This is a genomic window from Sphingomonas sp. PEI4 (assembly GCF_056679955.1).
This window is the reverse complement of record NZ_CM155258.1, coordinates 403,274-427,067: the sequence shown is the minus strand read 5'-3', so window position 1 is coordinate 427,067 and position 23,794 is coordinate 403,274. Positions and strand designations below refer to the sequence as shown.

Annotated in this window: 18 protein-coding genes; 8 read left to right on the top strand and 10 right to left on the bottom strand. The window is 65.5% G+C overall.

Translation table 11 applies throughout. The annotated features are described in order from the left end of the window. Window positions 1–9 precede the first annotated feature (9 nt). The 5 genes from AC1MLZ_RS01870 to AC1MLZ_RS01850 all read right to left on the bottom strand — a co-directional run bounded on the left by AC1MLZ_RS01870 (window position 10) and on the right by AC1MLZ_RS01850 (window position 5,256). A complete protein-coding gene (locus AC1MLZ_RS01870) occupies window positions 10–780 on the bottom strand; it encodes a gamma-glutamyl-gamma-aminobutyrate hydrolase family protein (RefSeq protein WP_480960188.1) in 771 nt (256 codons plus the stop codon). Then, window positions 777–1,739: a serine O-acetyltransferase EpsC gene (gene epsC / locus AC1MLZ_RS01865; RefSeq protein ID WP_480960187.1), complete on the bottom strand. Its 963-nt coding sequence runs from the start codon at window positions 1,737–1,739 to the stop codon at window positions 777–779. The genes AC1MLZ_RS01870 and epsC overlap by 4 nt, the downstream gene beginning before the upstream one ends. Before the next feature lies 1 nt (window position 1,740). Next, on the bottom strand, window positions 1,741–2,538 hold the full coding sequence (locus AC1MLZ_RS01860) for a phosphate/phosphite/phosphonate ABC transporter substrate-binding protein (RefSeq protein ID WP_480960186.1): 798 nt from the start codon (window positions 2,536–2,538) through the stop codon (window positions 1,741–1,743). Next, on the bottom strand, window positions 2,535–3,428 hold the full coding sequence (locus tag AC1MLZ_RS01855; protein ID WP_480960185.1) for a fatty acid desaturase: 894 nt from the start codon (window positions 3,426–3,428) through the stop codon (window positions 2,535–2,537). Before AC1MLZ_RS01855 ends, AC1MLZ_RS01860 begins: the two co-directional genes overlap by 4 nt. A 148-nt stretch (window positions 3,429–3,576) precedes the next feature. Further along, complete coding sequence (locus AC1MLZ_RS01850; protein ID WP_480960184.1) at window positions 3,577–5,256, bottom strand: alkaline phosphatase D family protein; 1,680 nt, start codon at window positions 5,254–5,256, stop codon at window positions 3,577–3,579. Window positions 5,257–5,426: 170 nt separating this feature from the next. Here AC1MLZ_RS01850 and AC1MLZ_RS01845 point away from each other — a divergent pair, with 170 nt between their 5' ends. Further along, complete coding sequence (locus tag AC1MLZ_RS01845; RefSeq protein ID WP_480960183.1) at window positions 5,427–7,826, top strand: TonB-dependent receptor; 2,400 nt, start codon at window positions 5,427–5,429, stop codon at window positions 7,824–7,826. A gap of 49 nt (window positions 7,827–7,875) precedes the next feature. Further along, a complete protein-coding gene (locus AC1MLZ_RS01840; RefSeq protein WP_480960182.1) occupies window positions 7,876–10,353 on the top strand; it encodes a PhoX family protein in 2,478 nt (825 codons plus the stop codon). Between the two features lie 336 nt (window positions 10,354–10,689). On the opposite strand, the gene AC1MLZ_RS01835 is transcribed toward AC1MLZ_RS01840, so the two are convergent. Both AC1MLZ_RS01835 and AC1MLZ_RS01830 read right to left on the bottom strand, forming a co-directional pair. Then, entirely contained in the window at window positions 10,690–11,034 is a 345-nt protein-coding gene (locus AC1MLZ_RS01835) for a MerR family transcriptional regulator (RefSeq protein WP_480961442.1), read from the bottom strand. A 44-nt stretch (window positions 11,035–11,078) separates the two neighbouring features. Beyond that, a complete protein-coding gene (locus AC1MLZ_RS01830; RefSeq protein WP_480960181.1) occupies window positions 11,079–12,764 on the bottom strand; it encodes a long-chain-fatty-acid--CoA ligase in 1,686 nt (561 codons plus the stop codon). Window positions 12,765–12,895: 131 nt separating this feature from the next. On the opposite strand from AC1MLZ_RS01830, the gene AC1MLZ_RS01825 reads away from it, so the two are divergent. The 4 genes from AC1MLZ_RS01825 (at window position 12,896) to AC1MLZ_RS01810 (ending at window position 18,437) form a co-directional block, all read left to right on the top strand. After that, window positions 12,896–14,032 carry a thiolase family protein gene (locus AC1MLZ_RS01825; RefSeq protein ID WP_480960180.1) on the top strand — a complete coding sequence of 379 codons (1,137 nt, stop codon included), beginning with the start codon at window positions 12,896–12,898 and terminating at the stop codon, window positions 14,030–14,032. Beyond that, on the top strand, window positions 14,032–16,350 hold the full coding sequence (locus AC1MLZ_RS01820; protein ID WP_480961441.1) for a 3-hydroxyacyl-CoA dehydrogenase/enoyl-CoA hydratase family protein: 2,319 nt from the start codon (window positions 14,032–14,034) through the stop codon (window positions 16,348–16,350). Before AC1MLZ_RS01825 ends, AC1MLZ_RS01820 begins: the two co-directional genes overlap by 1 nt. Before the next feature lie 297 nt (window positions 16,351–16,647). Next, window positions 16,648–17,058: a DUF2147 domain-containing protein gene (locus AC1MLZ_RS01815; RefSeq protein ID WP_480960179.1), complete on the top strand. Its 411-nt coding sequence runs from the start codon at window positions 16,648–16,650 to the stop codon at window positions 17,056–17,058. A 47-nt stretch (window positions 17,059–17,105) separates the two neighbouring features. Beyond that, entirely contained in the window at window positions 17,106–18,437 is a 1,332-nt protein-coding gene (locus AC1MLZ_RS01810) for an OmpP1/FadL family transporter (RefSeq protein WP_480960178.1), read from the top strand. 61 nt (window positions 18,438–18,498) lie between these two features. Here the strand turns inward: AC1MLZ_RS01810 and AC1MLZ_RS01805 are convergent, their stop codons facing one another. After that, window positions 18,499–19,044 carry a gamma carbonic anhydrase family protein gene (locus AC1MLZ_RS01805; protein WP_480960177.1) on the bottom strand — a complete coding sequence of 182 codons (546 nt, stop codon included), beginning with the start codon at window positions 19,042–19,044 and terminating at the stop codon, window positions 18,499–18,501. Next, a complete protein-coding gene (locus tag AC1MLZ_RS01800) occupies window positions 19,019–21,139 on the bottom strand; it encodes a malate synthase G (protein ID WP_480961440.1) in 2,121 nt (706 codons plus the stop codon). Before AC1MLZ_RS01800 ends, AC1MLZ_RS01805 begins: the two co-directional genes overlap by 26 nt. 102 nt (window positions 21,140–21,241) lie before the next feature. Between AC1MLZ_RS01800 and AC1MLZ_RS01795 the strand changes: the two genes are divergently transcribed. Further along, window positions 21,242–22,117 carry a LysR family transcriptional regulator gene (locus AC1MLZ_RS01795; RefSeq protein WP_480960176.1) on the top strand — a complete coding sequence of 292 codons (876 nt, stop codon included), beginning with the start codon at window positions 21,242–21,244 and terminating at the stop codon, window positions 22,115–22,117. Here the strand turns inward: AC1MLZ_RS01795 and AC1MLZ_RS01790 are convergent. Beyond that, window positions 22,072–22,560: a MarR family winged helix-turn-helix transcriptional regulator gene (locus AC1MLZ_RS01790; protein ID WP_480960175.1), complete on the bottom strand. Its 489-nt coding sequence runs from the start codon at window positions 22,558–22,560 to the stop codon at window positions 22,072–22,074. The genes AC1MLZ_RS01795 and AC1MLZ_RS01790 overlap by 46 nt on opposite strands. Before the next feature lie 77 nt (window positions 22,561–22,637). Here AC1MLZ_RS01790 and hppD point away from each other — a divergent pair, with 77 nt between their 5' ends. Continuing rightward, window positions 22,638–23,717, top strand: coding sequence for a 4-hydroxyphenylpyruvate dioxygenase (gene hppD, locus AC1MLZ_RS01785; RefSeq protein ID WP_480960174.1), 1,080 nt, complete (start codon window positions 22,638–22,640; stop codon window positions 23,715–23,717). The last annotated feature ends 77 nt before the right edge of the window (window positions 23,718–23,794 follow it).

The following is a 23,794-nucleotide window of genomic DNA, read 5'->3' as shown; positions in this document are numbered from 1 at the left end:
CCGACGCGTTCAATGGTCCCGATAGGTTTCAAGCGACTGGCCGATAAGTGAAAAGAATGCGCGGCTGGATGCGCTGGCCGCAACGTCCCATTCGGGATGCCACTGCACCGCCAGCACGTCGCCGCCGCATGGCCGTGCGGAGAACGCCTCGACCAGGCCATCGCTGACGGCATGCGCTTCGACTCGAAGGCCCGTGCCGAGGCGATCGATCCCCTGCCGGTGGACGGACGTGACCGAGATGCTCTCCCGCGCCGTTGCCGTCGCAAGCCGGCCGCCCGATTGCAGCGCGACATCGTGGACGTGATCGAACAGCGATTCATACTCCGTCTTGTCGTCGGTCCAGCGGTGGTGCCCGTCCTCCAGCGTTTCGGTCAGCGTGCCCCCGAACAGCACGTTCAGTTCCTGCAGACCGCGACAGATGCCGAACACCGGTCGCCCCGCCTCGATCATTCGGCCCGCGAGTTCGAGCGCGACCGTATCGCGGTCGAGATCGAGCGCATCGTCGGCGGCATCCGTCTTGCCGTATCGCGCGCCTGCAACGTTCGAGCGCGACCCGGTCAGCAAGAGCCCGTCGAGCCGCCCCGCCAACGCGCGCGTGTCCATCGCGTCCGCAACCGCCGGCACGAGCAGCACGGTGGCGCCGGCATAGCGGACCAGCGGCTCGATGAAGCGCGTCGCAACCGCCTGGACCGGTCGATCGGCGATCTCGTTGCAGCACAGCACGCCGATCACCGGCTTTACGGGGCCGTCCTCGTCGCGGCAGCAGGCGAACCGCCTCATGCTCCCCGCCCCCGTAGCGTCTCGTGCAACTGGTCCGCCGCATCGCCCGCCAGGATCACCGCGGTCGGCTGCGCGACCACGCTGCCTGGGGGAACGTCTTCGAGCAGCCAGACATTGCCGCCGATCGTCGCCCCCCGCCCGATCGTCACGCGGCCCAGAATTGTCGCGCCCGCATAGATCACCACGTCGTCCTCGACGATCGGATGCCGCGCGAGCCGTTCACGCGCCGACACGTCGGTCACGCCGAGCGGACTGCGGGCGCCGAGCGTTACGTGCTGATAAATCTGCACCCGGTCGCCAATGATCGCGGTCTCCCCGATCACGACGCCGGTGCCGTGATCGATGAAGAAGCTGCGGCCGATCGTCGCGCCCGGATGAATGTCGATGCCGGTGCGGTTGTTGGCGAGTTCCGAGATGATCCGCGCGACGATCGGCGCGCCGAGGCCATAGAGCGCGTGCGCGATCCGGTGATACAGGATCGCGACGATGCCAGGATAGCAGATCAGGATCTCGTCTGCGCTGCGGGCCGCCGGATCGCCGAGGAATGCCGCGCGGACGTCGTCGTCGACCAGCTCGCGGATCGGCCCCAGTTCCGTGCAGAACAGGCCGATGATCATGCTCGCGTGGCTGACGTCGAACGACAGCACCGCCTCTTCCTGCCAATAGGCGAATTCGCGTTCGACCTGCCGTTGCAGCCGTTCCAGCGCCTGCCGCAGCCGCGTCTCGACGAACGCATCCTCACGCTCGATCGGGCCAGCGAACATGCCGAGCCTCCCGGGAAACAGCGCCGCGACGAGATCGTCGAGCGCGCAACCGGTCTCCGCCAGCGACGGGAAGCGCGCGACGCTATGGCGGCCGTCCTGCTCCTGCCGCCAGGCGCGACGCGCGCTGCGCAGTTCGTCGATCGTCGTGGCGAGGTCGATCGGGTCGGGTGCTGGTGACACGGCGTTGTCCTTCATGTCAGCGGAGCGTGGAATAGCCGGCCCGGACGGCCTCGGCTTCCAGCGTCGATATCGGCGCCAACGCATCTGGCTTGGCGGGTACGATCCCGGCGAGGAACAGCGTCTCGCGTGCCGCCGCCAGATCGGGATCGGCGGCGACATGATCGAGCGCGATCTGCAACGCCGTCACCGTCTCGGCGTCGGTCCCGGCCGCGGTCACGAACGGCAGGCTGGGCGATGCGGGGGTGTGCGTGACGATCTTAAGGTCGGCTACCAAAGCCGGCTCGAACCGCGCGATGGCCGCATAGGTCACGCGGTCGATCGCCGCGAGGTCCGCCCTGCCCGATCCGACAGCGACGATGCTGGCACGATGCGCGCCGGTTTCGAGCACCTCGGCAAAGAACGCTCGCTGCCCTGCAAATGGCGCGAGCGTCGCGCGAAACAGGTTCATGCCGGTGTTCGACTGGCGATCGTTGATGGCCGCACGGCTACCGCGAAACGCTTCGATCGAAGCGCGAGGATCGTCCGCTCTCGCCACGACGAAGCTGCCACCTTCATGCTCAGCGTAGATCGGGAACGCGATCACGCGCAGATGCAGGGTCGGATCTGCGATCAACGGATAACCACACGCCTGACCAAACAGCAGCGCCGGATCGTGCCAGAACGCATGGACGTCGCGCGTCCGATCGAGCCGATTGGGCACATCCGCCACGCCGCGCGCGCGCAGGACGGCAGCGATCGCCGACCAGAACCGGTCGTTCGCATCGTGCTGCGCGGGGTGGTCGTACATCCCGAGCGAGGCGATCCGGTCCGTCAAGACAAGAGCTCGCGGTGGAGCGGATGGACCATGTCGTCGTGCGCGTTGAATGCGAACCGCCGCACGATCTCGCCATACCCCTGATAGATCGGCGCCCCCGCCTCCGCGAACCGGGCTCGGTTACGTCGGTGGTACGCAGGCAGATCGTACCAGGCGAGCGACGGCCGCTCGTGATGCGCGGCGTGCAGATTGTTGTTGAGATAGAGCAACCCGAGCAGGCCGCCGCGCTCGACACTGGCAGCTCGACCGGGACTCGAAAGATCGGCGCGGTGTTCGGCATAGGAACGCACCATCGTCAGCGCCATCCCCGGATAGATGAAGCAGAGGACGTAGCGGCCGAGCCCCAGCCCGACGTGATCGAGCCACCAAAGGACCAGCGCGACCGCGAGGAGATGCGGCGCCCAGTCGCGCATCACGCGCGCGGGTTCGCGCGCCAGTCGGCGGGACTCTTCGCGGACAAACCGGACGACCGAGATCGCAGGTCCGACGATCATCTGCCCGAGGAGCGTAGATTGGAGCCGGCCCAGCACTCCGTCCAGGCCGTGCGCCCGTACGCGATAGCGGGATTCGGGATCATGCCGCGGATCGGTGATGACCTCCGCGCCATGATGCGCGACATGGCTGCGGCGATAGAGACGATAGGGTAGCCAGAGCGACAGCGGTGCGAACCCGATTGCATCGTTGATCCAGCGGATACGCGTAGGATGTCCGTGGATGGCCTCGTGTTGCAGCGACCCCTGCCACGCGAGCAACCACCCGCCGACCAGGGCCAGCAACGGCGTCGGCATGACCGAATGCCACGCCGTCGCAAGCATCCATCCGCCGTACACGATACCCGCCAGCAGGACGGTCAGCCATCCTACCGTAGACCTCGAAGCCTTTCGCTGCATTCCCATCTCCGTCCGAAGAGATGAATATCCCCTCGAGAGATAGGAATTGACAGTCGATTGAACTTTGCCGTGGAAAAACTTTGATTGTCACGCGGTAGTCGGTGCCGCCTGCAACCAATTTTCAGTCCTTTCCCGGCGGGGGATCGTTTCAGGCAATCTCTTCCAGCGGCAGTTCGGGCCGGTCCGCTTGCACCCGGAATCGTTTTGCCGTGGCCTGCGTGAACGGCTTGGCCAGCACGGTCGACACCGTCTGGAAGTCGGCGGTCGCATGCTCGGGCGTCAACGTCAGCAGCGTGAAGCCCTTGGCGTCCTGATCGCAGAACCGCACTTCGCCTTTATTGGCGTCGGAGATCAACGTCCCGATACCCGGCAGCAGCGATCCGTAGGATGGACTGGTGATCGCAGTGCAGCCGAATTCGACCGCGACCAGCTTCCCCGTATCGTCATGCAGATCGTTCGCCCACGCGGCATGACTATCGCCCGACAGCACGATCGGCCGCGACTTCGCCCGCTGGAACGCCGCGTACAGGCGTTCGCGTGCCGGTGGATATCCGTCCCAGCTGTCGAAGTTGAACGGCAAGCCTGCGCGGTAGGATGCCATGCCCTGGACCAGCCGATCGCGCCACATCGCCGGCATCTTCGCGGTCATCGCGCCGTAGCGCACCGGGCCAAGCTGCCGCTCGATGTCGGGGCCCGCAACCTTCGCCATCACCACTTGGTTACCGAGCACCTGCCACGGTTTCCCCGCCCCGACGGACGTCGCCATCGTCTTCTCGACCCAGGCGAGTTGCTGCGGCCCCAGCAACTCGCGATTGGGCAAAGCACGCTCGGCCATCATCGGCGCATAGTCAGCCGGAGAGATCCCCTCCCCCTTCGACGCGACCTGCTGGCTGCGCGCGAGCAACCGCGTCTCGACCATCACCAGCGTCGCGAGATCGCCGAAATCGAAGCTGCGGTTGATCGCGGCCCAGGGCTGGCCGGGTTTCGGATCGCGGATCGGCATCCATTCGAAATAGGCCTGCATCGCAGCTGCCTTGCGCGCGTCCCAGTCGCCCTCGGTCTTCGGATCGTGGTTTTCGGCACCGTGCATCCAGTCGTCGTTGGCGACCTCGTGATCGTCCCAGACGCAGATGAAGGCGGCGCGCGCATGGGCTGCCTGCATGTCGACGTCGCGCTTCACCTGTGCGTGGCGCATGCGGTAGTCCGTGAGGCTGACGATCTCGTGGCGCGGCTCGACCAGGCGGTCGATCTTCTTGGCGATGTCCGCGCCGTATCCGCTCGCGCCATACTCGTAGATATAGTCGCCGAGGTGCAGCACGACGTCGAGCCGGTCGAGCTTGGCGATCGCGTCATACGCATTGAACAGGCCGCCCCCGTAGAGCTGGCATGAGACGACCGCCATCACCGCGTCCGCGACCTTGCCCTTCGGCAACGTCCGGAACCGGCCGACCGGCGAGCGCGTGCCGTCGGCTGCATCGAACCAATAGCGGTATTCGCGGCCTGGCTGCAGTCCGCTCGCCTCGACCTTGGCCGTAAAATCGCGCGCGCCCCGAGCCTTGATGCTGCCCGAGCGGATTGGCTTGCCGCCTTCGGTCTCCGCGACGTGCCAGGTCAGCGCGATGTCGCCGGCCTGCGCCGTGTCGACCGGTGTCGCCCGGGTCCAGAGGATGGCGCCGTCGACCGAAGGATCGCCGCTCGCCACCCCGTGATCGAACCGAACTTTCGCCGTGCCCGCTGCCTGCGCGGCGACGGCGGGGAGCGCGAGCGTCGCGCCCGAGCCGGCCAGTTTCAGGGCGTTCTTCAGGGCATCGCGGCGGTTTATTGTCATCGTCTCAGACTTTCGTAACGGGTGTTGCCCGCCTGCTAGCCACGATCGAAGACATCCCGGCGGCAGCGATGTGACAGCGCCGTTACGGAATAGTCATTTTGCTTTCACGAAGACGCCATTGAAACGTCACCTCCCCCCCGTAGTGCGACGACAACGAAACGGGGGACTTAATGACACGTATCTTCACGCGGCTCGCGGTTGCGACGCTCGCCACGACCTGCTCGACCGCGGCACTCGCCCAAGCGACCACCCAAACCGAAACACGAGTTGCAGCATCCGACGACGAGATCGTCGTCACCGCCCAGAAGCGCGAACAGCGGATCGAGGATGTTCCCGTCACCGTCACCGCACTGACCGGTGCGCGCATGGCCGCGATCGGGGTCAATTCGCTGACCGAAGTCGCCGCATATATCCCCGGCCTCCAGATCCAGGAGCAGAGCGCGAACAATCCGGGCTTCGTGATCCGCGGCATCACCTCGGACAATGGCTCGTCGCAACAGGGCGCCCGCGTCACGCTGTATTACAACGGGATCGACATCAGCCGCTCGCGTGGCGCGTATCAGGATCTGTACGATCTCGAGCGGATCGAGGTCGTCAAGGGTCCGCAGGCGACGCTGTTCGGCACGGCGGCTGCGGTCGGTGCGATCAGCGTGATCTCGGCCAGGCCGGAAGCCGGCTTTTCGGGCGCGATCAACGGATCGTACGGCAATTTCAACCGCACGCAGGTTTCCGGGTTCCTCAACGCCGGCAACGACGTGCTCGCGGGGCGGATCGCGTTCGCGTACAAATACCGCGACGGCTATGTCCGCAACATCGCCGGCGACGCGAACGTGCCGAACCAGAACCAGGGCCGCGTCGACCAGGACGACCTGAACGGTCAGGACCAGCGCGGCATCCGCGGATCGCTGCGCTATCGCCCGAGCGACAGCATCACCGCCGACCTCGTCCTGACCTATGACGGACAGCGCAACCCCGGCACCGCGTTCAAGAGCCGTGCGCATGCACCGACGGGCGGCCAGACCGGCGACTATGGCTATGCCGAGCTCTCGGGCTCGCCGTACAGCGCGACCGCACTCGGCGCGCGCAAGCTTGGCCTCGACCGCAACGTCTACGACGCGAACCTGACGATCACCGCGGACCTCTCGCCGGGGATCACCTTCACCACGGTCAACGGCTATCGCCGCTTTGACGCGCTGGAAATCTTCGACGCGGACGGTGGCCCCGCCGCGTATCTCGAGTTCGCCGAAGACGCGAAGGGCGACCAGTGGAGCCACGAGAGCCGCTTCGCGTTCGAAGGGCCGAAATACCGCGCCTCGGTCGGCTGGAACGCGTTCTTCGAAAACGGCTATCAGCGCGTACCGTTCGCGACCGAAGAGGGGACGTATCTCGCTTGCTCGGTCGCTGGTGCGTATGCGCCGATCCGATCGGTGTTGAACGGTGCGGGCATCCCAACCGGGACCGGGTGTGTTGCACCAAACGGCACGATCCCCGCCACGCGCGCTACTGGACTACTGACCGGTGGTCGAGCCACGGCAATACCTTACGCCGCGGAGTTCACGAACTACGGCAACAACGACACCTACTCGGTGTTCGCCGATGCGACCTATATTCCGGTACCAGCACTGGAACTGACTGCTGGCGCGCGCATCCTGATCGAGGATCGCCAGTCGGGCTACTCGTCGATCCAGCCGAACTCGGTGATCCTCGCAGGCCTGCCTGCGCCGTTTACGACGTTAACTAGCCTGCTCGGGACGGCCAACACCAACGGCAACAAGTTCGTTGCGGAGAAGAGCTTCACCGCGATCCTGCCGCGCTTCAACGCGCTGCTGAAGCTGACCGACGACGTGAATCTCTACGGCACGATCAGCAAGGGCCGGCGCTCGCCGGTGGTCCAGCTTGCCGCACAGCGCACCGCGTTCGGCGTCGGTCCGAACCTGCAGGTCGTGCCGCAAGAGAACGTCTGGAACTACGAGGGCGGCATCAAGGGACGCGTTGGTCCGTTCAGCGGCGCGGCGTCGGTCTTCTACCAGACCTATGACGGCTTCCAGGTGTCGGTGACGAACAACGGCGTCACCACTACCCAGAGCGCCGGATCGGCCAAGAACCTCGGCGTCGAGCTCGAAGGTAATCTGAGGTTAGCGTCGTATCTATCGGTATTCGGGACGTTTGCGTACATCGACGGCGGTATCGGCGACGAAGCGGCGAACGGCGTTTTTGCGGGCAACCAGTTCCGCCTCCAGCCGGATACGACCGCGTCGGGCGGCGTGATTCTTCGTCTGCCCGTCGGTGGCGCGACGCTCTACGCCACGCCGAGCGTCAATTACCGGACCAAGGCGTTTTTCGAACTCCCGAACAATCCTGCGATCAGCACGCCGGGCTACACATTGGTCAACGTCCGTGCCGGTCTCGAGTTCGCACAAGGCCGCTATAGCATCGGCGGCTTCGTCCGCAACGCGACCAACAAGCGGTACCTGATCGACGCGGGCAACACCGGCGGGGGCTTCGGCATCCCGACCTACATCGCCGGCGAACCGCGCTTCTACGGCATCGAGCTGGGCGCGAAATTCTAACTCTCACGCATCGTTACACACCACGCAACAATCCCCGGGGGGACCAAGCATGACGTTCGAGACCATCTATACCGACGGCGATATCGATACCAACCCGACCGCCAACCCGCACATCAACGACCTGATCGACACGCGCTATTCGCGTCGCCAGACGTTGATGGGCGGCATGTCCGCGACCGCCGCGGCGGTGTTCGGCGGCATGCTGCTGACCGGGTGCGACGACGACAATGACGGCAACGGCTCAAGCCCTGTCACGGTGACCGCGACTGCCGGTGGCAGCTCGACCGCAGGTCGCGTCGCGACGCTTACCGGCGCAGCGATCGGCCAGGTCGACAGCGTGACCTGGACGCAGACAGCCGGTCCCGCCGTCACGCTCGCAGGGGCAACGACCTCCACCGCGACCTTCGTCGTACCGGGCGCTGCCGCCGGGACCGTGCTAAGCTTCCAGTTCACGGCAGTATCGGCTGGCGGATCGGTGAATGCGACGACCAGCGTGACCGTCGGCGCAGCTTCACTTGGCTTCACGGCGGTTGCGAAGAGCCTCGCCGATGTCGTTGCAGTTCCAGCCGGATATGCGGTGACGGTGTTGTACCGGCTCGGCGATCCGATCGGCAGCGGGGTCGGCGCCTATGCCAATGACGGCACCGACGCGACCTTCTCGAAGCGTGCCGGCGATCATCATGACGGCATGAGCTATTTCGGCATGTCCGCTACGGGTACGCCGGACGCGAACGGCAACACGCGCGGTCTGCTCGTGCTCAACCATGAGAACATCACGCAAGCCTATCTGCATCCCACCGGCCCGACCACGACCGGCGGTGTCCGCCCCGAAGCCGAGGCGCTAAAGGAGATGGAGTGCCACGGCGTATCGGTGATCGAGGTCAGCCGCGCCGCGGCCTGGAGCTACACGACTTCCTCGTCGTTCAACCGTCGCATCACCCCGTTGACGCCAATGCGCTTTTCGGGGCCGGTGCGCGGTGCCGACAGCCTGAAGACGCGCTATTCGCCCGACGGCACCGCCGGGCGTGGTACCATCAATAATTGTGCCAACGGTACAATGCCTTGGAACACGTACCTGACGAACGAAGAGAACTGGGTTGGTTACTTCCGCCGCGAGGTCGGTGACGGCGCGCGCCGTGCAGCGAGCGGCCCGGCGGGTGTGAAAGCCAACACTTCGCTGGCACGCTACGGCAAGAGCGAGAACAACACCGGCGGCAATTATGGCTGGTCGACAGTCAAGCCAGCAGATGCGGCCAGCACCGCGTATGCGCGCTGGAACATCACCGCGCAGGACGGTGCGCCCGCTGACGGTACGGGCGATTTCCGCAACGAGATCTTCCAATATGGCTGGGTGGTCGAGATCGACCCGTTCGATGCTGCTTCGACACCGCGCAAGCGGACCGCGCTTGGTCGCATGAACCATGAAGGCTGCGAAATCGGCCGCACGATCCCCGGCAAGCGGCCGGCGTTCTACATGGGCGACGATGCGCAGAACGAGTATATCTACAAGTTCGTGTCGGCCACGCCGTGGTCTGCGGCGGATGCAACGGCGGCGAACCGTCTCGCGATCGGTGACAAGTATCTCGATACCGGAACGCTTTACGTGGCGAAGCTTGCAGCGGATGGCAGCGGCCAGTGGCTGCCTTTGACCTACAATGTGGGCCCGCTGACATCGGCCAACGCGGCGTATCCGTTCTCAAGCCAGGTCGATGTGTTGATCAACACGCGGTTGGCGGCGGATGCGCTGGGTGCGACGCGGATGGATCGGCCGGAGTGGACCGCGGTCAATCCGGCGACCGGCGAGATGTATTGCACGCTCACCAACAACTCGTCGCGGACCGTGGCGACTGCGGACGCGTCCAACCCACGCGCCTATGTAGATCCGCGCACCGATAGCCGCACGAATAACCCTGGCAACGTAAACGGGCACATCATCCGTCTTCGCGAGGCGGGCGACACGTCCGAGGCGACGACGTTCGCATGGGACATCTATGCGTTCGGTGCCGGCAGCGATCTGGATGCGACCAACATCAACCTGTCGGGCCTGGATGCGACCAACGACTTCTCGTCGCCGGATGGCCTGTGGTTCGGCCTGCCGAGCAATGCTTCCGGGACGATATCACCGGTGATGTGGATCGAGACCGACGACGGCGCGTACACCGACGTCACCAACTGCATGCTGCTCGCCTCGGTACCGGGGATCGTCAACGATGGCGGCACGCGGACCGTGACGAACACGGTCGGTGCAGCGACCGGATCCGTGACGACGCGGATCGGCAAGGCACCGGGGGCGGCGCTGCGTCGCTTCCTGGTCGGGCCGAAGGAGTGCGAGATCACCGGCATTTACTCGACGCCGGACGGTCGCTCGCTGTTCGTGAACATCCAGCATCCGGGTGAGGGTGGCGGGCCGACGAACATCACGAGCAGCTGGCCTGCGAACCAGGCTGGGCCTGTGACGACGCCGTCGCGGCCGCGGTCGTCGACGATCGTGATTACGAAGAACGATGGCGGTGTTGTGGGGCTTTAAGCTTCGGGTCCGAGGCGGGGTGGTGCGTGAAGGCGCGCCACGCCGTCTTGGCGATCGGCCTATTTACTAGCGCTACCTTCGCGCTGCTATCCTTGCGAAAGGGGAGCAGCGCGATTTGCGTTGTATGGCTTGACCCTGGGCTCCCGCTTTCGCGGGAGAACGTGGGTGAGATATCGGGGTGCGCGCCTCAGCCTTTACCCGTCACCCCGGACGTGTTCCGGGGTCCACGGTTCCGCACTCTCCATACTCCGCGGGTTTGTGCCACCGTGGATGCCGGAACAAGCCCGGCATGACGAAGGCGGATCGCCCAGCCCTCCAACACGCCATGCGCGCGGCTTAGACGGAGCCGGCCGGTATCCGCGCCAGCGCCTCCTGCTCGATCTTCTCCAGTTCATCCCTCGTCTGGACGATCGCCTCGCGTTGCGCATCCAGCAGTTCGATCCGCTGGCGACAGCGCTCTGCCAGTGCGCGCATCTGCTCCACGTGCTGCGGGTCGGCGTCGTAGAGGTCGAGGAACTCCTCGATGTCGCGCAACGTGAACCCAAGCCGCTTGCCCCGCAAAATCAGCTGCATCCGCGCCACTTCACGCCTTGTATAGACCCGCGTAGTACCGATCCGGCAGGGCTCGATCAGCCCCTTGTCCTCGTAGAACCGGAGCGTCCGCGCGCTCACGCCGAGCATGCGCGAGACCTCCTGTATGCCGGTCAGATCGTCCTGTCGGTCGTTCACGCGTTCACTCCCCTCGCCTCCGCCGCCACGGCCTTTGCGGCCTCTTCTGCGACAAGTTCCTTTTTGGATAGCTTGCCGATCAGCGTCTTGGGGAGACTGTCGCGGATTTCGACCTCGCGGGGAAGCTCGATCTTGCTGATCTTGTCGCGGAGAAAATCGCGTAGTTCGAGCGGGGTAGCGACCGCTCCTTCGGCGAGCACGACGAACGCCTTGGGAGCCTGGCCGCGATATTTGTCGGGCACGCCGATCACGACCGCCTCCAGAACGGAAGGGTGTTCGTACAGCGCCTCCTCGATCACGCGCGGATAGACGTTGTAGCCGCCGGCGAGGATCAAATCCTTGATACGGTCGACGATGAACAGATACCCGTCTTCGTCGAGGTGTCCCACGTCGCCGGTGCGCAGCGCGCCGTCCGCGAACAGGTCTGCGGTGGCGGCCGGCTTGTGCCAATAGCCTTGCGTGATCTGGGGACCCCGCGCGCAGATTTCGCCATTCTCGCCGACGGGCAGCAGCCGGGTCGGGTTCTCGCGGTCGCGGATCTCGATCGTCGTGCCCGGGAACGGCAGACCGGCCGAGCCCGGTTTGTTGAGACCGTCGATCGGGTTGCAGGTGATGATCGGCGAGGCTTCGGACAGGCCATAGCCCTCGCACAGCTTGGCGCCGGTCGCCGCCTCGAACGCAATCCGCACTTCTGCAGGCAACGGCGCGCCGCCCGAGATGCACGCGTGGATCGAGGACAGGTCGATCTTCTGTGTCTCCGCGGCCGTGGTGATCGCCGCGTAGATCGTCGGCACCGCGGGGAAATAGCTCGGCTTGGTTCGCGCGATCGTCTTGAGCAGCTGCTGCAACTCGAACCGCGGCAGCAGGATCATCTCCGCGCCGGCGCGGATCGAATAGGTCAGCACGGTGGTCAGCGCGAAGACGTGGAACAGCGGCAACGCGCCGAGCACGCGGTCCTGCTCGGGCTGCTCGCCGCCGACGAACGTCACCATCGCATCCGCGTTCGCGACGAGGTTCGCGTGGCTGAGCATCGCCGCCTTGGGCTCGCCGGTCGTCCCACCGGTATATTGCAGCACCGCGACCTCATCCGGGGAAACCGCAACCGGGGTCGGCGCGCCCTTCGCCTTCAAAAGCGCGTCGAACGTCGAGTGTCGCGCGTCGCTCGGCACGTGGCCGATCTCGCCGCGCTTGAAGATGCGATAAGCGATCGACTTCAGCGTCGGCAACGCGCCGGCGATCGGGCAGGTGATGACGTGCTTCACGCCCATCTGCCCCGCGACCTTCAGGACGCGCGCGTGGATCTCGGTAATGTCGCAGGTGGCGATGATCGTCGCGCCCGAATCCTCGAGCAGATGGGCCAGTTCGCGCTCGACGTAGAGCGGGTTCACGTTGACGACGATGCCGCCGGCCTTGAGGATCGCGAAGAACAGGATCGGGTAATAGGGCGTGTTCGGCAGGCACAGCGCTACGCGTGTGCCCTTCACCACGCCCATGTCCTGGAGCCCGCGTGCGGCGCGGGTCACCGACTCGCCGAGCTCGGCATAAGTCATCGTCCGTCCGAGGAAATCGAGCACGGTGCGCGATCCGAACCGCCGGACCGACGTGTCGAGCATGTCGCCCAGCAATCGCGCCTCGCTCAGCAACGGTACGCCGACGGCGGTGCCCACGGAACTCTCCTGCATGTCGCTCTCCATAACATGGTGTGCGTAAGCCATATTGTCGGCCGCTTCACCTTGACGTAAAGGTGAGGTATCGCACCTTAAGGGTAACCCGCAAGCGTTAACCGGGTCGACCGAAATATGAGAGGATCATCGTGACCAACGTCGTCATCGCCGGGTACGCCCGTTCGCCGTTCCACCTCGCCGGCAAAGGCGAGCTCGCCCGCGTCCGTCCGGACGATCTCGCCGCGCAGACGATTCGCGGGTTGCTCGACAAGACCGGCGTCGATCCGGCCGAGATCGAGGACATCATCCTCGGCTGCGCTTTCCCCGAGGGCGAGCAGGGCCTCAACGTCGCCAAGCTGATCGCGCAGATCGCCGACCTGCCGATCTCGGTCGGCGGCATGACGGTCAACCGGTTCTGCGGGTCGTCGATGAGCGCGATCCACATCGCCTACGGCCAGATCGCGGTCGGCGCGGGCGAGGCGTTCATCTGCGCGGGGCTCGAATCGATGAGCCGCGTACCGATGGGCGGCTACAACCCCCTGCCCAACCCCGAGCTCGCGAAGAAGAGCGCGGGCGCGTACATGGGCATGGGCGAGACCGCCGAGAACGTCGCGCGCAACTACCAGATCACGCGCGCCGAGCAGGACGCGTTCGCGGTGAAGAGCCAGGACAAGGCCGCCGCTGCGCGCGCCGATGGCCGCTTGTCGGACGAGATCGTGACGATCCAGACCAAGGCTGGCCCGGTCAGCCAGGACGGCACCATCCGCGCCGGTACGACGACCGAAGCGCTCGCCGGCCTGAAGCCCGCGTTCAGCGCTGACGGTTCGGTGACGGCGGGCACGTCCTCCCCGTTGACCGATGGCGCGTCCGCGGTGCTGGTCACCTCGGAGGAGTTCGCGAAGAAGCACGGGCTGACGATCCTCGCGCGGATCAAGTCGATCGGCGTGTCGGGTTGCGCGCCCGAGACGATGGGGCTCGGCCCGATCGGGGCCTCGAAGAAGGCACTTGAGCGCGCCGGCATCACGGTCGCCGACCTCGACGTGGTCGAGATCAACGAGGCGTTTGCTAGCCAGGCGATTGCCTGCATCCGCGACCTCGGGCTGAAGGAGCAGACGATCAACCTTGATGGCGGCGCGATCGCGATCGGCCATCCACTCGGCGCGACCGGCGCGCGCATCGTCGGCAAGGCGGCCTCGCTGCTGTCGCGCGAAGGTGGCCGTTACGCTCTGGCGACCCAGTGCATCGGCGGCGGTCAGGGCATCGCAACGGTGCTGGAGCGCGCATGATGGTCGACGTTGTGAAAAAGGTCTGCGTCATCGGCGCAGGCGTGATGGGCGCGGGCATTGCGGCTCAGGTCGCCAATGCGGGCATCCCGGTGCTGCTGCTCGATATCGTCCCCCGCGAGGGCGACGACCGGGATGCGGTGGCCAAGGGCGCGGTCGCGAAGATGCTCAAGACCGACCCCGCACCCTTCATGTCGAAGCGTGCGGCCAAGCTGGTCGAGACGGGCAACATCGACGATCATCTCGCCCGTGTCGCCGAGTGCGACTGGATCGTCGAGGCGATCGTCGAGCGGCTCGATATCAAGCAGGCGCTGTATGCCAAGCTGGAGGCGCTGAAGCGTCCTGGCACCGCCGTGTCGTCGAACACCTCGACGATCCCGCTCGGCAACCTCGTCGAGGGGCGTTCGGAGCAGTTCAAGGCCGATTTCCTCATCACGCATTTCTTCAACCCGCCGCGCTACATGCGGCTGGTCGAGATCGTCCGGGGCGAGCACACTGACGTGGCGGTCGCGGAGAAGGTCGAGGATTTCGTCGATCGCTTTATGGGCAAGCGGATCGTGCGGGCGAAGGATACGCCGGGGTTCATCGCCAACCGCATCGGCACGTACTGGCTGGCGATCGCGATCAACGCGGCGATGGACCAGGGGCTGACTGTCGAGGAAGCCGACCAGATTGGCGGCCGGCCCATGGGCGTGCCGAAGACCGGCATTTTCGGGTTGGTCGATCTCGTCGGTGTCGACCTGATGCCGTTGCTGTCGAAGAGCCTGTCGTCCACGCTGCCCGCAGGCGATCCGTATTTCGATACGTTGCGTCCGCTGCCGCTCGTCGACAAGATGATCGCGGAGGGCTTTACCGGCCGCAAGGGCAAGGGCGGGTTCTACCGCTTCGACAAGGCGACGCGGACCAAGCTGTCGCTCGACCTTGTGACCGGCGAGTATCGCGCCGAGGCGAAGCCCGCCGAGCTGCCAGGCAAGACCGGCAAGGATCTCGCCGCGCTTGTTGCGGAGCCCGGCAAGATCGGGACCTATGCGTGGACGATTCTCGGCAGCGTGCTGTCCTATGCGGCGATGCTCGTCGGTGAGGCCGCGGACGATGTCGTCGCGATCGATGACGCGATGAAGCTCGGCTACAACTGGAAATACGGGCCGTTCGAGCTGATCGACCGGATGGGACCGGGTGTGCTCGCCGCGCGCCTCGCCGACGAAGGTCGCGACGTTCCGACGATCCTGACGACTGCGGGCGATCGTCCGTTCTACCGCGTCGAGAACGGGCAGCGCCAGTATCTCACTGCGGACGGTGCGTATGCCGACGTGCCGCGCGCAGACGGCGTCGAACTGCTGGAGGACATCAAGCTCCGCTCGCAGCCGATCCTCCAGAACCTGTCGGCTTCGCTCTGGGATGTCGGCGACGGCGTCGCGGCGCTCGAATTCCACACCAAGATGAACGCGCTCGACGATCAGGTCGTCGCGCTCATCAACGAGGCGATTCCGGTCGTCCGCGAGCGCTTCAAGGCGCTGGTGGTGTATAACGAAGCGTCGAACTTCTCGGCGGGCGCGAACCTGGGCGCGGCGATGTTCGCGGTCGGGGCTGGCCTTTGGGACATGGTCGAGGCCAGCGTCGCAGGCGGGCAGCAGGCGTACAAGGCGCTGAAATACGCGCCCTTCCCCGTCGTCAGCGCGCCGGCCGGACTCGCGCTCGGCGGCGGGTGCGAGATCCTGCTCCACTCCGACGCTGTGCAGGCGCATGCCGAGACCTATGCGGGTTTGGTCGAGTGCGGCGTCGGGCTTGTCCCCGGCTGGGGCGGCAATGGCGAGATGCTCGACCGCTGGACCAAGTCGCGCACGCTGCCGAACGGGCCGATGCCGGTGCTCACCAAGGTGTTCCAGAGTATCTCGACCGCGGTCGTCGCCAAGTCGGCGGCGGAGGCGAAGGAGATGATGATCCTGCGCAAGGACGACGGCATCACCATGAACCGCGACCGTTTGCTGGCGGACGCGAAGGCCAAGGCGTTGTCGCTGGTTGAGGGATATGTGGCGCCGGAGAAGCCGACCTTCCGGTTGGCGGGTGCGAGTGGCCGGACGGGTCTGAGCATGGCGGTGGCCGACTTCCACAAGAAGGGTTTGGCGACCGACTATGACCTGATCGTCGCGGACCGGCTCGCGGAGGTGCTCACCGGTGGCGAGGCCGATCTGGTGGATATAGTAACCGAGGACCAGTTACTCGATCTCGAGCGCGCCGCGTTCATGGCGAGCGTGAAGGATCCGCGGACACAGGCTCGAGTCGTCCACATGCTGCAGACCGGCAAACCGCTGCGGAACTGATCTCGCCCCGCCTCATTGTCACCCCGGACCTGTTCCGGGGTCCGCCGTTCCGCGAACTCGATGGCTTCGAGCGTGCGGAACGGTTGATGCCGGAACGAGCCCGGCATGACTGGCGAGATGAACATCTTTTCACCCGCCGAATTGCGTAAGAAGACTTGACTTGTCTTTGTACAATTCTAACGGGGCATTATACTTGCCCTATACGGCAACAGGGTCGCGCTAACGTCGACCGCATTACGAGACATTGACGACCGTACACGTACGGCGTCACCCCGCAGCTAGGAGAGGATAGACAAGATGTCCCTGTTGATCATCGGCGCATTGCTCGCCGGAGCGCCTGCCACCGCCGACACCGTCGTCGGCCGCTGGAAGACCGAAACGCACAACGCGATCGTCGAGATCGCCCGCTGTGGCCCGTCGATCTGCGGCAAGATCCTGACCTCCGACGCGCTGCGTGCAAACCCTTCGATGAAGGACGCCAAAAACGCTAATACGGCGCAGCGCAACCGGCCGATCCAGGGCATGCAGATGCTCAGCGGGTTCAAGCCCGACAAGGACGGCGTCTGGAGCAGCGGTCAGGTCTACAATGCCGAGGACGGCAAGACCTATAGCGGCAAGATCACGCCCGTCGGCGCGCACCAGCTGAAGCTGCGCGGCTGCGTGTTCTTCCCGCTCTGCAAGACGCAGACCTGGACGCGCGTGCGCTAAGGCGCCGCCGTCGTATCTGAATCAGTATCTTAGCTTAGGACCTCCCCATGTCGTTTCGTACCAAGGCCCCGTTGCTGGCTGTCACTGCGCTCGTTTCCGCGTTTGGCTTCGAGAGCGCCGCTTCCGCCAACGCCTTCTATCTGCAGTCGCAGTCCGCGCGCGGCACCGGTCGCGCCTTTTCGGGTGAGGCCGCCGACACCGGCGCCGCGTCGCTGTGGTGGAACCCCGCGGCGATTGCCGGCATCCGCGACGGCAGCGCCGCGATCGCGGCGACCGTGATCCGGCCGAAGGGCGACGTGGTCGACAACGGCACCGTGATCGGCCGCCCGACCTTCTCGGCCACGGGACTGCCCAACGGAAACAGCTACGCCCCGATCAGCGGCAACAGCGTTTCCAGCGATCCGATCAACAACGGCGTCGTTCCGTCGGGTTCGATCGCCTATCCGCTGACCGACCGCATCGCGATCGGTGTCGCGGTGACGTCGCCGTTCAGCTTCACCACCAACTACGAAGCGAATAGCTGGGCGCGCTACACTGCGGACAAGACGCGGCTGCGCACGATCGACATCCAGCCCTCAATCGGCATCGCGGTCACCGACTGGCTGCGGGTCGGTGGCGCGCTCAACATCGAATACACCGATGCGATCCTCAACAACGCGCTGCCCAACCTGTCGGCAGCGCAGCCGGACGGCTTCCAGGAGCTGAAGGGCGACGGCTGGGATCTCGGCTGGACCGCTGGCGTCCAGTTGCACAATGATTTCGCGACCGTCGGCGTCAGCTACAAGTCGAGCATCCGCCATAAGCTGAAGGGCAGCCTGAACATCACCGGGCTGGTCGGCCCGTTGGCCAGTTCGAACGTCTCGATCGACGGCGCCACGGCAAGCTTCAACACGCCCGGCCAGGTGATCGTCGCTGGCCGCTTCCGCGGTACGGACAAGCTGACGCTCAACGCACAGGTCGTCGCATACAGCTGGAGTAAGTTCGACACGATCGATCTCGGTGCACCGCTGAATACCGCGATTCCCGAAAGCTACCGCGACAGCTGGAGCCTGGCGGGCGGGTTCGACTACGACGTCACGCCGAAGGCAACGCTGCGCGCCGGCATCCAGCGCGCCAAGACGCCGACCCAGGACGGTCTGCGCGACGCGCGCGTGCCTGACGCCAACCGCTGGACCTATGCGGCCGGCGGCAGCTACCAGCTGACCCCGCGCATGGCGTTCGATTTGGGTGCGAACTATATCGACTTCAGCGACACGACGATCGATCGCGTCACCGCTGCCTATGCCGGCACCGCCGTGCAGACGCCGATCCTGACCAGGGGCCTGCTCCGGAACGCGCATGCGATCGAGGTCTCGCTCGGTGGTCGCCTGACCTTCTGACCTGGCGCGCGCGAGTTTCGATTTTGGGCAGCATCCATCCCGGTTTTGGCCGGGGTGGATGTCATTTCCCGGGCCCGGATTGTTCGTCGACCAGCGTCAGCCCCTCGGCGTAGACGCGCTGCTTGGCCGCATAGGCCGCCGCCGACATCGTCAGCCCGGCAATCGCCTCGGGCGACAACTCGCGCACCGCTTTAGCCGGCGAACCGACGATCAGGCTCCCCGCCGGAAACACCTTCCCCTCCGTCACAAGCGCATTCGCGCCGATCAGGCAATTCTCGCCGATCACAGCATTGTTGAGGACCGTCGCCCCCATCCCGACCAGCACGTTGCTGCCGATCGTGCAGCCGTGGAGGATCGCATGATGGCCTATCGTGCAGCCCTCGCCGATCGTCAACGGCGCGCCGGGATCGGAATGCAGCATCGCGCCCTCCTGGATGTTCGTCCGCGCGCCGACGAGGATCGGCGTGTTGTCCGCGCGGATCACCGCACCGAACCAGACGCTGGAACCCTCCCCTAGCCGCGAATCGCCGATCACGTCGGCGGAGGGCGCTACCCAGACGTCGTCACCGAGCGTCGGTCGTTTACCCTCGATCGCGTAGAGCGGCATCGGCATCCCTTTCTTTGACCCGCGCCCGATACGCGTGGAGCAAGGGCTCGGTATAGCCGCTCGGCTGCGTGAGGCCATCGAACACGAGCGCACGGGCGGCCTGGAACGCGAGGCTGTCGTCCTCACGCCCCGCCATCGGCCGGTACAACGGATCGCCCGCATTCTGCGCATCGACCTTCGCCGCCATCCGCCGCAGCGCCGCGTCGGCCTCGTCGGGCGTCGCGATGCCGTGGAGCAGCCAGTTCGCCATATGCTGAGAACTGATCCGCAGCGTCGCGCGGTCCTCCATCAGGCCGATGTCGTGGACGTCGGGCACCTTCGAGCAGCCGACGCCCTGGTCGATCCAGCGCACGACGTAGCCGAGGATACCCTGCGCGTTGTTCTCCAGTTCTTCACGGACCTCGTCCGGCTGCCAGTTGTGGCCGGTTGCGACCGGGATCGTCAGTAGCGCGTCGAGCGAGGCGATCGGCTCGGCCTTGCGCTCCGCCTGTCGCGCGAACACGTCGACGCGGTGATAATGCGTTGCGTGCAGCGTCGCGGCGGTCGGCGACGGCACCCAGGCGGTGTTCGCGCCGGTCATCGGATGCGCGATTTTCTGCTCCAGCATGTCCGCCATCCGGTCCGGCGCGGCCCACATGCCCTTGCCGATCTGCGCCTTGCCGCTGAGCCCGCAGGCGAGCCCGATCTGGACGTTGCGATCCTCATATGCCTTGATCCACGACGAGGACTTCATCTCGCCTTTGCGGATCATCGGGCCCGCGCGCATCGAGGTGTGCGTCTCGTCGCCGGTGCGATCGAGGAAGCCGGTGTTGATGAACATCACGCGGTCCTTCACCGCGGCGACGCACGCGGCGAGATTGGCGGACGTGCGGCGCTCCTCGTCCATCACGCCGACCTTGATGGTGTGGCGCGCGAGGCCGAGCAGATCCTCGATGGCGTCGAACAGGCGGTTGGTGAAGGCCGCCTCGTCGGGGCCGTGCATCTTCGGCTTGACGATATAGATCGAGCCCGCGCGGCTGTTGCGGATCCGGCCGGTGCCCTTCAGGTCATGCAGCGCTATCAGCGCCGTGACGATGCCGTCGAGGATGCCTTCGGGCGCCTCGTTGCCGTCGGCGAGCACAATCGCGGGCGTCGTCATGAGGTGGCCGACGTTGCGCACGAACATCAGGCTGCGGCCGGGGAGCGTGAACGCGCTGCCGTCTGGCGCGGTGTACTGCCGGTCCGGTTCGAGCGCGCGCGTGACCGTGCGCCCGCCCTTTTCGAAGCTGGCGGTCAGGTCGCCCTTCATCAGCCCGAGCCAATTGGCGTAGGCGGCAACCTTGTCCTCCGCATCGACAGCGGCGATCGAGTCCTCCAGATCGGCGATGGTCGTCAGCGCGGATTCGAGCACGACGTCGGCGAGGCTGGCGGGATCGTCGCGCCCGATCGGATGCGCAGGGTCGATCACAAGTTCGATGTGCAGGCCATTGTGACATAACAGAATGTTGTCGCCAGCATGCCCGACGAGTTGGCTTGGATGGGCAAGCTCGGGGCTTCCGCCAGTCCAATCGGTCCATGACCCGTTCGCCAGCGGTACGGCATCGTCGAGGAACGCCTTCGCCCAGGCAATCACCTGCGCGCCTCGGGCAGCGTCATAGCCCTTCCCGGACGCCGCGCCTGGGATCGCATCGGTGCCGTAGAGCGCGTCGTACAAGCTGCCCCAGCGCGCGTTCGCCGCGTTCAGCAGGAAGCGCGCATTGAGAATCGGCACCACCAACTGCGCGCCGGCGAGCGCGGCGACTTCCGCATCGACATTGGTCGGCGCGACCGCGAACAGCGCAGGTTCGTCGACCAGGTAACCGATCTCGCGCAGGAACGCCTGATACCCGGCCTGTTCGATCGCCTTGCCGCCGAGAGCTTCGTGCCAGGCGTCGATCTTTGCCTGAAGGTCATCGCGGACCGCGAGCAGTGCGGCATTCTCCGGCGCGAACTTCGCGTAGATGTCGGACACGCCCTGCCAGAACGCCGCCGGATCGAGCCCCGTGCCCGGCAGCGCCTGCGTCTCGATGAAGTCCACCAGCGACGCGGCGATCTTCAGACCTGCCCTTTCGATCATCTCGGCCATGCTGCTCTCCTATGCTCTGCCAGCACGATAGACGCCCGCCATCTTGGCCACTAGACACTATAAACCGAAAGCTGTTGATCGCCTGGAGAACGAATGGACCCCGACATCGTCCTCTTTGCCGAAGTGGTCCGCACTGCCAGCCTGAGCGCGGCGGGGCGTTCGCTTGGTATCTCTCCGGCAATGGTGTCGAAGCGGATCGCGCGGCTGGAGGCACGGCTTGGCGTGAGGTTGCTCAACCGGACGACCCGTCGGCTTGAACTGACCGCTCGGGGGGCTGCGTATCACCGGGACATGATCGAGATCCTCGCCGCAATCCGCGACGCCGAGGCGCGCGTGTCGGACCGCGCCGAGACTCCGGCGGGGCCACTCCGGGTCAGCGCGCCGACGTCGTTCGGGCGTCTGCACATCGCGCCGCACCTGAAGCCGTTCCTCGACGCGCACCCTGCGATCGAACTCGATCTCGATCTGTCGGACGGCTTCTCGGACGTGATCGGCGACCGGCTAGACCTCGCGATCCGGATCGCGCCTGCCGTGCCGCCGAGCCTGACCGGCTATCGTCTCGCCGACAGCCGCCGCGTTCTCTGCGCTGCGCCAAGCTACGTTGCGCCAAACGACGCGGCTGAACTCACGAAACACCGCCTCCTCGCGGCGAAAGGCCAGATGCCTTGGCGCCTGACTGGACCAGACGGCGACGTCACGATCGACCGCCCGAGCTACGTCGCGACCAACTCCAGCGAAGTCGTGCGCGAACTCACGCTGGCGGGCGTCGGCATTGCGCTGCGTTCGCTATGGGACGTCAGCGCAGATCTTGCGAGCGGTCGGCTCGTGCGGGTCCTGCCGGAGTTGGCGGGGTCTGCGGACGTCGGTATCTATGCCGTGCATGCGCGCGGGCCCGTGTCGTCGGGCACGGCGGCGCTGCTCGATTACCTGCGCGGTCTCTGGTCGCCGATGCCGCCGTGGGAGTCCTGAACGAGGTCAATCGTCACAGCATCGATCCGCCGCAGCATCGCGACGAACTGCTCGACTTCTGCGCTTGAGAAGCCCGCGAAGATCCGCCGTTCCAGGTCCAGCGCTTTCGGCGCGACCGAGGCGTAGAGCGTGTCGCCGTCGTCGGTCAGCCGCAGTAGATGCGAGCGGCGATCCTCCGGGTTCGCATGCCTCTGCATCAGCCCGCGCTCGACCAGCGCGATCGCCGCGCGGCTGACGGTCACCTTGTCCATCCGCGTCTGCTGGCCGATCTGCTGCTGCGTGATCCCGTCCGCTTCGGCGACCACCGCCACCAGCCGCCACTCCGGGATCGTCAGCCCGAACAGCGCCTCATACGTATCCGCCACCGCCTCACTGACGAGGTTCGAGGTGATCGACAGGCGATACGGGATGAAATCGTCCAGGACGAGTGCGCGGTGGGGCATGGCGAAATCGTAACGATTGACACCAGTTCTTCAACCCGCCAGATTGGTAACAACAGATACCAGTCAGGAATGCGATCATGAGCGCTGTCGATCATATGGACGTAAACCCGATGGGGCTCGACGGGTTCGAGTTCGCCGAGTTCACCTCGCCCGATCCCGACCGGATGGCCGCGCAGTTCGAGCAGTTCGGCTTCGTCGCCGCCTCCACTCACCCGACCAAAGCCGTGACGCGCTACAAGCAGGGCCGCATCAACCTGCTGCTCAATCGCGAGGACGGCGGCCACGCGGCGGCATTCCGCGCCGATCATGGTCCGTCGGCGAGCGGCATGGCGTTCCGCGTTCACGACGCGAAGGAAGCGTTCGACGCGGCGCTGTCGCGCGGCGCCAAGGCGGCCGATCCCGCCGCGGGTGCGCTCGGCGAGGGCAGTTATGTGCTTGAGGGGATCGGCGGTTCGCTGCTGTATCTCGTCGACAAGCATGGCGCGGCCGGCAGCCTGTACGACGACTGGAACCAGGTTCCGGGTGCTGCGGAGGCGGAGGCTGCGAACAATGTCGGTCTCGACCTGCTCGATCACCTCACACACAATGTGAAGCGCGGCCAGATGCGGACTTGGGCCGAATTCTACGGCCAGATCTTCGGCTTCGAAGAGCAGAAGTATTTCGACATCAAGGGCAAGGCAACCGGGCTGTTCAGTCAGGCGATGATCGCGCCTGATCGCGCGATTCGAATCCCGCTGAACGAGAGCCAGGACGACAAGAGCCAGATCGAGGAATTCCTGAAGGATTACAATGGCGAGGGCATCCAGCATCTGGCGCTGACCACCGATGACATTTTCGAGACGGTCGAGAAGCTGCGCGCACGCGGCGTCAAGCTGCAGGACACGATCGAGACCTATTACGAGCTGGTCGACAAGCGCGTGCCGAACCACGGCCACGACCTGGAGCGCCTACGCCGCAACCGCATCCTGATCGACGGCAATGTCGGTGAGGAAGGGCTGTTGCTGCAGATCTTCACCGAGAACATGTTCGGGCCGATCTTCTTCGAGATCATCCAGCGCAAGGGGAATGAGGGCTTCGGAAACGGCAATTTCCAGGCGTTGTATGAAAGCATCGAGCTCGACCAGATCCGCCGCGGAGTCATAACCGTCGACGCGTGAGTTCTAAACCCTCTCCCTCGGGGAGAGGGAAGGCGCGCCAGCGCCGAGGGTGAGGGCACGCGCAACGCCAGTACGTG

Bases quoted from the DNA above. Each gene is read 5' to 3' on its own strand.
- AC1MLZ_RS01850 (WP_480960184.1), bottom strand. From the start codon at position 5,256: ATGACAATAAACCGCCGCGATGCCCTGAAGAACGCCCTGAAACTGGCC.
- AC1MLZ_RS01845 (WP_480960183.1), top strand. From the start codon at position 5,427: ATGACACGTATCTTCACGCGGCTCGCGGTTGCGACGCTCGCCACGACC.
- AC1MLZ_RS01855 (WP_480960185.1), bottom strand. From the start codon at position 3,428: ATGCAGCGAAAGGCTTCGAGGTCTACGGTAGGATGGCTGACCGTCCTG.
- AC1MLZ_RS01835 (WP_480961442.1), bottom strand. From the start codon at position 11,034: ATGCTCGGCGTGAGCGCGCGGACGCTCCGGTTCTACGAGGACAAGGGG.
- AC1MLZ_RS01820 (WP_480961441.1), top strand. From the start codon at position 14,032: ATGGTCGACGTTGTGAAAAAGGTCTGCGTCATCGGCGCAGGCGTGATG.
- AC1MLZ_RS01815 (WP_480960179.1), top strand. From the start codon at position 16,648: ATGTCCCTGTTGATCATCGGCGCATTGCTCGCCGGAGCGCCTGCCACC.
- AC1MLZ_RS01810 (WP_480960178.1), top strand. From the start codon at position 17,106: ATGTCGTTTCGTACCAAGGCCCCGTTGCTGGCTGTCACTGCGCTCGTT.
- AC1MLZ_RS01830 (WP_480960181.1), bottom strand. From the start codon at position 12,764: ATGCAGGAGAGTTCCGTGGGCACCGCCGTCGGCGTACCGTTGCTGAGC.
- AC1MLZ_RS01790 (WP_480960175.1), bottom strand. From the start codon at position 22,560: ATGCCCCACCGCGCACTCGTCCTGGACGATTTCATCCCGTATCGCCTG.
- AC1MLZ_RS01795 (WP_480960176.1), top strand. From the start codon at position 21,242: ATGGACCCCGACATCGTCCTCTTTGCCGAAGTGGTCCGCACTGCCAGC.
- AC1MLZ_RS01800 (WP_480961440.1), bottom strand. From the start codon at position 21,139: ATGATCGAAAGGGCAGGTCTGAAGATCGCCGCGTCGCTGGTGGACTTC.
- AC1MLZ_RS01840 (WP_480960182.1), top strand. From the start codon at position 7,876: ATGACGTTCGAGACCATCTATACCGACGGCGATATCGATACCAACCCG.
- epsC (WP_480960187.1), bottom strand. From the start codon at position 1,739: ATGAAGGACAACGCCGTGTCACCAGCACCCGACCCGATCGACCTCGCC.
- AC1MLZ_RS01805 (WP_480960177.1), bottom strand. From the start codon at position 19,044: ATGCCGCTCTACGCGATCGAGGGTAAACGACCGACGCTCGGTGACGAC.
- AC1MLZ_RS01870 (WP_480960188.1), bottom strand. From the start codon at position 780: ATGAGGCGGTTCGCCTGCTGCCGCGACGAGGACGGCCCCGTAAAGCCG.
- hppD (WP_480960174.1), top strand. From the start codon at position 22,638: ATGAGCGCTGTCGATCATATGGACGTAAACCCGATGGGGCTCGACGGG.